This is a genomic window from Amycolatopsis rhizosphaerae (assembly GCF_007713715.1).
In the GTDB taxonomy this organism is placed as follows: domain Bacteria; phylum Actinomycetota; class Actinomycetes; order Mycobacteriales; family Pseudonocardiaceae; genus Amycolatopsis_E; species Amycolatopsis_E rhizosphaerae.
Window position 1 is genome coordinate 1 of sequence record NZ_VJWX01000337.1, and the last position, 7,895, is coordinate 7,895.

Here is a 7,895-nt window from a genome sequence, read left to right on the forward strand (position 1 = left end):
GGGCCGGGGCGGCGTGCGCGAGCTGGGTGCCCGCCAGCGACCCACCGGCCACCACGCCGGCGGCCGCCAACCCGCCCCACCCGAGCAGCCGCCGCCGGTCGACACCACGTACGGAATCCGAGTCCATCCTCACGGTCCCTTCCTGATTGCCCTGGTCCACGCCTCCAGTGAAGAAGGAAGGTTGTTGCGGCGGCGTATCCGGTTTTCGATACGCCCGCGATATACGGCGCGTGCATCCGTGAAGAACGCCGGGTGCCGGCACCTCGCTGCTCAGCCGAAGGTCCGCTCCAGCGTCCGGACTGCGGGAAGAGCGTCTCGCGTCTCAGACGGCCAAATGCACGCTCGACAGATCCCTGGCCTCGCCGAGCTTGTCCTGAGTGTCGAATCTTTGCGGTCCTCGCTTGATGCCATCCATCCGCGGTCGGTGGAGGATCGACTGCTCATCGGCGAATATCAGGTCTATATCCGTGCACTGGAGTCGATGACGCGCGAAGGCCTGAGACCACGATCCGACCGGTGAGCACCCGGCGCCGAGCGGCTCGCTATGCGGGCTTGACGGGCTGCCTCAGGATCGTCTTCATTTTGGCGGGTGCCGTTCGACGTGCGTCGCTGAGGTAGATCTCGTGATGGTCACCGTTGAAGGTGAGGCCGTTGTCGGGGAGGTAGCGGTTGTGGAGACGGTCCAAGGTGGGAGTTTCGTCGTCATAGGAGCCGATGTGCAGGATCTGGACGCAGGTCCCTTCGGCGAAGGCGCGCAGCCGGATGTCTCCGAGTGCGGCGTTGTCCTTCTTCTTTGCGGCATTCTTCTTGACGACCTCGTCGATGGCGGTCCGGACCATGTCCTCGGTGATCCAGTCCGGCTGGTTGATCATCATGGTCCACTCCCAGGTTTCCTTGCGCCGGCTGAGGAATGCGGTGGGGTCGTCCGCTCGCCACAGTCCCTCCAACGGACCGACTGCGAAGTCTCGGCCGAGGGTCTTCTTGCTGGCGAACTTCAGCCCATAGGCCACCCCGTACAAGGCTTCGACCGCGTTCGCGTAGTCAGGGGAGGTGTTCGGATCACCTTGGCCGTCGATTGCGATGTACCGCAACTCGGGCACCTCGACGACGGTGAACTCCTTCGACGGCGGTGCGTAGAGCTCGTGATGGTGCTTTTTGACGTCGTACTTGTCCATTGCGGATTCCTTTGTGAGTGTGTCCAGAGTCTTTTCGGTCCATGCGGTATCGGCCGCGAGCATGGCCTCGCTGTAGTTGAAGATCGCGGAGGCGGACGCGGGCAGGGGTTCCTGCCGGGAACGGGCTGCCCGGACGTCCGCGAGCTGTTTTCGCAACGCTTCCAGGCGGCCGGTCAGTCCGGTCACCACGTCCACATCCGGCAAGCTGGGGCTGTTGGCCATCGCGATCAGGACGCGTGCCCTTACCGGTGTCAGCGTCGCCAGCGCGTCGCGCGTGGTGGCAGCGCACAGTTCGCGGCCCGACTCCGTGACACGGAAGGTGGCGCGCGACTTGCCGCCTGACGGAGCGCTGGTTGTTTCGATCAAGCCGCGCCTGGCCAGTTTGTCGAGTACGTAGTAGATGGAGGAGAAGCCGAGCGCCGTCCAGGCGCGCACACCCCGCTCCTCGATGACCCTTTCCAGTTCATACCCGTGGCGCGGCTGCTCGACGAGTAGTCCGAGCACTGTCAGCTCACCGTCGGTCAGTGTTGAAGACACCCAGGTATCCTAGCACTAGAATAGTGGAGCGGAAGAGCCGGCCCGAAGCGTGGGCAGTTGCGGCCGGGTGTGCCAAGTGGACAGTTCTTCGGACCGGATGGCCGTGGTGAGCGACGCGGCGACGTCCCCGAAGCGAAGCCCGTCAGCATCGGGCCCAGAACGTGGTCAGCGCGCGGGATCCTGGGTCATCCACCGGTGGCCGAGCCCGTTCGGGGTCTCGACGCGGGCGCCCGCGCGCAAGCGGGTTTCGTGCCCGGCCTCGCGGACCTCCCACCCGGGCCGGACCGGCTTCTGCGACTGATCGATGGTGACGTCGGCGCGCTTGGGGACGCCGGAATGACGCATCGCAACCGGGTGCGTCAAACGCCTGCGGAACAGCGCACTGACGTGCCATGATCGGTGCATGCCAGCCAAGAAACCCGCGGCACCAAGGGATTCCGGCCAGCCGAAGCCGCCGCCCAGCGGGCGCGTAGTCGCGCTGCGCAGCGCCGTGGGCTGGCTGGCGGTGCTGGTGCTCGGCGCCGTCATGGCGGTGGGGTTCGTCAGCGGCAGCACGCTGGCCATCGTGGCGGGGCTCGTACTCGGCCTGCTGCTCGCCGTGCTGGCCGCCAGCGCGGCCGTCATCATGTCCGGGCGGGTCTGGCTGTTGTTCCCGGCATTCCTGATCACCTGCCTGTACATCGCGTCCGTGGCGGTGACGTCCGTCGGCTACCTGGCCGTGCACGGCACCAGGTTCACGGCGACAGCGGTGTCCTCCGAATGCCATCGGGTCAAGGGCGGCCATGCCTGCACGGCCCGCCTGCGCCGGCCGGACGGCACCATGCTGGACGACGCCGTCTCCGTGGCGGGCCGGATGGACGTCGGCCAGACCATCGACGTGGTCGAGGACCCGGCCGGCATCGTGGCGACGCATCCGGCGGATGAACTGGACCCGGTCGCGCTGACGGTCGGCACGGTCCTGGCCGGCGCCGCCGCGGTCCTGTTGGCCGGGCTGTTCGCGCTGGCGGCGTGGCTCGGCCTTCGGAGACCGAAGCCCCAGACCGCGCGGAATCGCCCTGGCCGGGCCAACCGACGGCCACGTCGGCCGACTCGGTGACGAAGCGCGCGACCGCTGTTCGCATTTCGATGTATTCGACACGGAAAGCGGTTGCGCCGATCCCTCTCCCCGACACCTGACCGATCGAGGTCAGGAGCGGACCGCCCAGGGGTTGACGGCCAGCCGGCCGGTGTTGCCGAGGTCGATCCCGCCGCGCGGTTCGACGAGCTGGGCCGGGTGCCCCGCCGCGGGGGCAACCTCCAGATACCGGCCCTCCGTCGCCGGCACTGCCGAGTCCGTCACGGTGTTGCGCCAGAGCACCCGCGCCGTCGCCTGGTCGCCGGGCCGCAGCGTCACGGGCACGGGGTGGACGTCGTAGCTGTCCGGTGCGCTGACCGGCATCGAACCGTTGCCCACGGTGACTTCCAGTGGCTTCCGATCCGCGTCCAGCACCCGAACCACCGGATAGCCGTGGGCGGTGTAGTCGCGGGTGCCGCAATTGGTCAGGAGGATCCCGAGCGCTCGCAGGCCCATCGCGGTGTCCACCTCGCCCGCGGTGATCCTGATTCCGGGCTCCGGACAGGCCGCGGCCGTGCTCGCCGGGGACCCGGTGGGCGTGGCGGGGAGTGGAGCCGGGGCGGGGCCGGAACAAGCGGCAAGCAAGGCCGTCCCGGCAAACGGCAGGCCAAGGCGACGGATCATCACGCGCCGACGTTACTCGACGGCTCGATGCGCATCCGTCCGAACGGTGCGGTGCCGGTCGCCCTGCCTGCCCCCGGATCCGGCATCGAATCGGTGCTGCTGTTCGCCTCGTGCTGGAGGGGAAAGAGTAGGCTCGGACACAGGCGGTTCAAACAGGGGGCGGCAGCGTGTCCGACGGAAACATGTTCAGCGTCTACGGACGAATGACCGCATTGCCCGGCAGGCGTGACGAACTGGTCGCCGTGCTCCTTGAGGGCTTACGCGCAGGCGGCGACGACAGCGGCCTGCTCGGTTACAGCGTCAACACCGCCTTTGACGACCCGGACACCATCTGGCTGACGCAGCTGTGGATCGACAAGCAGGCACACGACGCGACCACGCGTTCCGAGCCGGTCGCAGCGGTGACACGCCGGGGTCCTCCGCTCTTGGCCCGGCAACCTGAAGGCTTCTACGGTCACGCCGTCCATGTTCACGGCCCAACCGCCGCGTCTTGACCACACCGGCGGCAGGACTGTAGGTCGATAGCACGCTGTGATGCTTCGCGGCGCCCGTGCATCATGTCCTGATTCGTTACCTGCTGCGTCGCGCCGCGAAACACGATTGCGTCGTCGTCGTCGTCGGCGGCCACGGCCGGGTTTGACCACGCCGAGCACGGTGGCGGTGAGGTAGAGGGCGCAGGCCACGGCGGGGGCGATGATCAGTGTCGGCCCCGGCGCGTGGAGGGTGGCGAACAACGACCCGGGATCGGCGCGACGGGCGGTGGCGGCGACGGCCTGGTCGGCCTGGGGGCGCAGTGCCAGCCAGGCCGCCGCCGCTGCCGCCGTACTGATCACCAGTTTCGCGGTTGCCCAGTGGTCGTGCCGGAACCGCCATGGCCCGAGGCGCATCAGGAGCAGCCCGGTACCGATCGAGGACAGGCTCAAGGGTAAGAGCAGGGTGTTCAGTAACAGCCGCACCGTGAGGTAGTCGGTGTGACGGTCGCCGGGATGTGTGGCGGCGTGGGTGCCCAGGGTGAGAAGCACGATGTCCAGTCCCAGCCAGCCGAGGGAGGACACCAGGTGCGCGATGAGGGTGATCTGCCGGGTTCCACGGCTTCGTCGCGGGGCCATGCGGTCATGATGCGGATGCCGGGCGGGTGGAGGCGTCGCCCGTGGGAAGGCTTCCCGGGTACTCTCCCGGGAGTAGGCAGGGCGGTCAGCCCACGACCCAGCCCGGGCGCACAAGGCCGGTTTCGTAGGCGAGCACGACCAGCCCCACCCGGTCGCGCACAGCGAGTTTGGTCATGGTGCGGGACACGTGGGTCTTCACCGTCAAGGGGCTGACGACCAGCCGGGCGGCGATCTCGTCGTTGGACAGGCCCAGTCCCACCAGCACCAGCACTTCTCGTTCCCGTTCGGTGAGGGCGGCGAGGCCCGCGGCGGCGGCGTGCGCCGGTTTGGCGCGCCGGGCGTACTCGGCGATCAGCCTGCGGGTGACTCCGGGTGCCAGCAAAGCGTCCCCGGCCGCGGCGGCGCGCACCCCACGCACGAGTTCGTCGGGTTCGCTGTTCTTGACCAGGAAACCGGCTGCTCCCAGCCGCAGCGCCTCGAACACGTACTCGTCGAGGTCGAACGTGGTCAGGATGACGACATGGGTGCCGGACAGTCCCGGATCGGCGGTGATGCGGCGCGCGGCGGCCAGCCCGTCGAGGCCGGGCATGCGGATGTCCATCAGGACCACGTCCGGCAGCAGGCGGGTCACGAGGGCGACGGCGGCCTCACCGTCCTCGGCCTCGCCGACCACGGTGAGGTCAGGCTGGGTCTCCAGCAGCAACCGCACTCCCGCGCGCAGCAGTGCCTGGTCATCGGCGAGCACGACGCGGATGGGCGCGGCAGTATGTGCGGTCACGATGCCGCGTCCTCCCGGATCGGCAGAGCCGCGACGACCCGGTAACCACGGCCGGGCAGGGGGCCTGCGGTGAACGTCCCGCCGAGAGCGATGGCGCGCTCGCGCATGCCTGGCAACCCGTTGCGGCCGCCGGGCGCCTGGGTGATCGGAGACCCCGCGCCGTCGTCGGTCACGGTCAGCTCCAGCCGCCCGGTGCGGCACGCCAGGTGTACCGCGATGCCGGTGCCGGCGCCCGCGTGCCGGATCGCGTTGGTGACCGCCTCCTGAATGATCCGGTACGCGGCCTGGTCCACGGGGGTGGGCAGTGGTGGCAGGGCGCCGTCGGTGTGCGCCTCGATGCCCAGGCCCGCCGCACGCGCCCCTTCGAACAACTCCACGAGGTCGCCGCTGCGGGAGATCCGTGGGCTGGGGCGAGGTGGCGTCTGCGCGTCGTCGGACGCGCGGAGGGTGTCGAGCACGCTGCGCAGCTCGCCCAGGGCGGAGTTCCCCGCGTCCTTGATCGCGGTCAAGGCCTGCTCGGTGGCGCGCGGATCGCGGGGCAACAGCGTGAGGCCGACATTGGCCTGGACCGTGATCAGCGCCAGCTGATGGGCCAGCACGTCGTGCAGATCGCGCGCGATCCGCAGGCGTTCTTCCCCGGCACGCCGCAGGGCCTGCTCCTGGCGGGCCTGAGCTTCGGTGGCCAGCTCGGCCGCCTGCGCGCGGCGGGCCTGCCGTCGGGCCCGGATGATCTCCGCACTCGCGGCCAGCACCAGAAACCATGCGGCCAGGCCGGCCGCGGACGTCACCGTCGGCGCACGCCAGCCCGGTACCGGAACGTCGACGGCCACGAGGTATCCGGCAACCAGCACCGCATGGGCCACCCGCCGATCCCCGAAGACGACCGCGGCAACGAAGGTGATGAGCAGCGGGAAGAACACCGGCACCGGCATTACGCCGAGCACCGTGTCGGCCACATACATCAGGAACACCGCCAGCAGGGCCGCGGTCGGCCTGACCCGCCACCAGGCGACGCAGGCGCCACCGGCCGCGGCGACAAGACCTCCCGGTACCCAGGGCAGCCGGTGGTACGTCGCGAGTTCCATGGCCACGCCGACCGTGGTGACAACCGCTGCGAGCAGCACGTCGCCGCGGCGCGGCAGGGAGCGGGCAGGCCCGATTCGTCTTCCGGTCTCGGATTCCGCGTCGGGCACAGCGATGTCGCGGCGGCGTCCCACCTGGTTCATCTTCCTCGCCGTGCTTCTTGGGTGCGTCGTCCCTGAAGCGCATTTCGCCGATACTCCCGGGGGAGTACAACGCCTGGAGTACGCCGAGATACTGCGGCGACGCGACGCGGCCAGGCCCTCCCGGTGGGCACCATGCCTGGCATGACCGCTTCCGGACAGCGGCGGATCCCGCCAATGGCCTGAATACCGGTTGTGTCCAATGCGGACAACAAAGCAAGAATCGAGGAGAACCGTGCCCATACCCGAGATCTCGCCGCGCGCCCGGTCCGGCGCGTTGGCCGCAGCGTGCTACGTGCTGTTCTTCGTCGCTTCACTGGTGCTGCCGGGCCTCCTGGGGCAGACCAGGGGGGCTTCCGTGGTGACGCCTTACTCCACCGATGCGGAGGTTGCCCGCTACCTGGCCACCGCCGGTCACGGAACCGTTCCTGTCGCGGCCTTTTGCCAAGCCATGAGCGCACTGGCGCTGCTGGTCTTCGCGGGCTTCGCCGCCGACTACGCGCACCGCGCCGGGTGCGGCGCCCATGCCGCACTGGCGCGCGCCGCCGGCACCGTGGCCGCCGCTTTTCTGCTGCTCTCCGCGAGCGTTCAGTGGATTCTGTCGCTTCCCGCCACCGGGAACGACTTGCCCGTCTACCGGGCCGTCATGGACCTGAGCTTCATCACCGGTGCCGCCGGGCAGGTTGCCACCACGGGAATCCTGGTCGGCGCTGTCGCGGCCGCTGCCCGCACGGCCACCAGCCTGCCCCGGTGGCTCAACTGGCTCGGTCTCGCCGTGGCTACTCTGTCGGCGCTGTCGATGCTTTCCCTGCTGTGGAAAGCCGCCACGCCCTTGCTCCCCGTCGGCCGGTACCTGGGCATGATCTGGTTCCTGGGCCTGACCGCGGCATTGTCACGCCGCTCGGTACCGGCCGGTGGCATCGAGGCACCTGAAGCCCGGAGATAACGGGCATACAGTGCGCTCATGCAAACCGTCATGATCGATGCCCACGGAACCTTCCGGTTGGAGCAGCGTCCGGAGCCGGTCGCGGGACCGGGGACGGTGGTGGTCCGCGTGCGGGCCGCCGGGCTCAACGCCGCTGACCTGCAGCAGGCACGAGGGGATTACCCGGCGCCCCCGGGATGGCCGGCCGACGTGCCCGGCCTGGAGGTCGCCGGCGAGGTCGAGCAGGTCGGACCCGGTGTCACCGGGGTTGTGCCCGGGGACCGGGTGATGGCACTGGTGGGCGGCGGCGGGCACGCCGAGCGGATCACGGTTCCGGCCGATCTCCTCCTGCCCGTGCCGGAGGGCCTGCCGTGGGAGGAGGCCGGCGGCTTTCCCGAGGCGTTCAGCAC

9 protein-coding genes are annotated in these 7,895 nt (G+C 69.5%); 4 read left to right on the top strand and 5 right to left on the bottom strand.

The annotated features are described in order from the left end of the window. Window positions 1-542: 542 nt before the first annotated feature. On the bottom strand, window positions 543-1,679 hold the full coding sequence (locus tag FNH05_RS26415) for a GyrI-like domain-containing protein (protein ID WP_246127951.1): 1,137 nt from the start codon (window positions 1,677-1,679) through the stop codon (window positions 543-545). 198 nt (window positions 1,680-1,877) lie between these two features. Continuing rightward, entirely contained in the window at window positions 1,878-2,057 is a 180-nt protein-coding gene (locus FNH05_RS38305; RefSeq protein WP_186382749.1) for a hypothetical protein, read from the bottom strand. Between the two features lie 58 nt (window positions 2,058-2,115). Here FNH05_RS38305 and FNH05_RS26425 point away from each other — a divergent pair, with 58 nt between their 5' ends. After that, window positions 2,116-2,808, top strand: coding sequence for a hypothetical protein (locus FNH05_RS26425; protein WP_144591421.1), 693 nt, complete (start codon window positions 2,116-2,118; stop codon window positions 2,806-2,808). A gap of 90 nt (window positions 2,809-2,898) precedes the next feature. Here the strand turns inward: FNH05_RS26425 and FNH05_RS26430 are convergent, their stop codons facing one another. Next, on the bottom strand, window positions 2,899-3,450 hold the full coding sequence (locus FNH05_RS26430; RefSeq protein ID WP_246127953.1) for a DUF4232 domain-containing protein: 552 nt from the start codon (window positions 3,448-3,450) through the stop codon (window positions 2,899-2,901). A gap of 203 nt (window positions 3,451-3,653) precedes the next feature. Between FNH05_RS26430 and FNH05_RS40100 the strand changes: the two genes are divergently transcribed. Next, window positions 3,654-3,944, top strand: a complete 291-nt coding sequence (locus FNH05_RS40100) for a putative quinol monooxygenase (RefSeq protein WP_425458492.1) — start codon at window positions 3,654-3,656, stop codon at window positions 3,942-3,944. 700 nt (window positions 3,945-4,644) lie between these two features. Here FNH05_RS40100 and FNH05_RS26440 read toward each other — a convergent pair. Together FNH05_RS26440 and FNH05_RS26445 are read right to left on the bottom strand one after the other, a co-directional pair. Further along, window positions 4,645-5,337, bottom strand: a complete 693-nt coding sequence (locus tag FNH05_RS26440) for a response regulator transcription factor (protein ID WP_144591424.1) — start codon at window positions 5,335-5,337, stop codon at window positions 4,645-4,647. After that, a complete protein-coding gene (locus tag FNH05_RS26445) occupies window positions 5,334-6,563 on the bottom strand; it encodes a sensor histidine kinase (protein ID WP_144591425.1) in 1,230 nt (409 codons plus the stop codon). The genes FNH05_RS26440 and FNH05_RS26445 overlap by 4 nt, the downstream gene beginning before the upstream one ends. A 232-nt stretch (window positions 6,564-6,795) precedes the next feature. On the opposite strand from FNH05_RS26445, the gene FNH05_RS26450 reads away from it, so the two are divergent. Together FNH05_RS26450 and FNH05_RS26455 are read left to right on the top strand one after the other, a co-directional pair. Further along, entirely contained in the window at window positions 6,796-7,506 is a 711-nt protein-coding gene (locus FNH05_RS26450; protein WP_144591426.1) for a hypothetical protein, read from the top strand. An 18-nt stretch (window positions 7,507-7,524) separates the two neighbouring features. Then, window positions 7,525-7,895: alcohol dehydrogenase catalytic domain-containing protein (locus FNH05_RS26455; protein WP_186382750.1), on the top strand; the 371-nt coding region annotated here is incomplete at its 3' end.

Bases quoted from the DNA above. Each gene is read 5' to 3' on its own strand.
- FNH05_RS38305 (WP_186382749.1), bottom strand. From the start codon at position 2,057: ATGCGTCATTCCGGCGTCCCCAAGCGCGCCGACGTCACCATCGATCAG.
- FNH05_RS26425 (WP_144591421.1), top strand. From the start codon at position 2,116: ATGCCAGCCAAGAAACCCGCGGCACCAAGGGATTCCGGCCAGCCGAAG.
- FNH05_RS26430 (WP_246127953.1), bottom strand. From the start codon at position 3,450: ATGATCCGTCGCCTTGGCCTGCCGTTTGCCGGGACGGCCTTGCTTGCC.
- FNH05_RS40100 (WP_425458492.1), top strand. From the start codon at position 3,654: ATGACCGCATTGCCCGGCAGGCGTGACGAACTGGTCGCCGTGCTCCTT.
- FNH05_RS26445 (WP_144591425.1), bottom strand. From the start codon at position 6,563: ATGAACCAGGTGGGACGCCGCCGCGACATCGCTGTGCCCGACGCGGAA.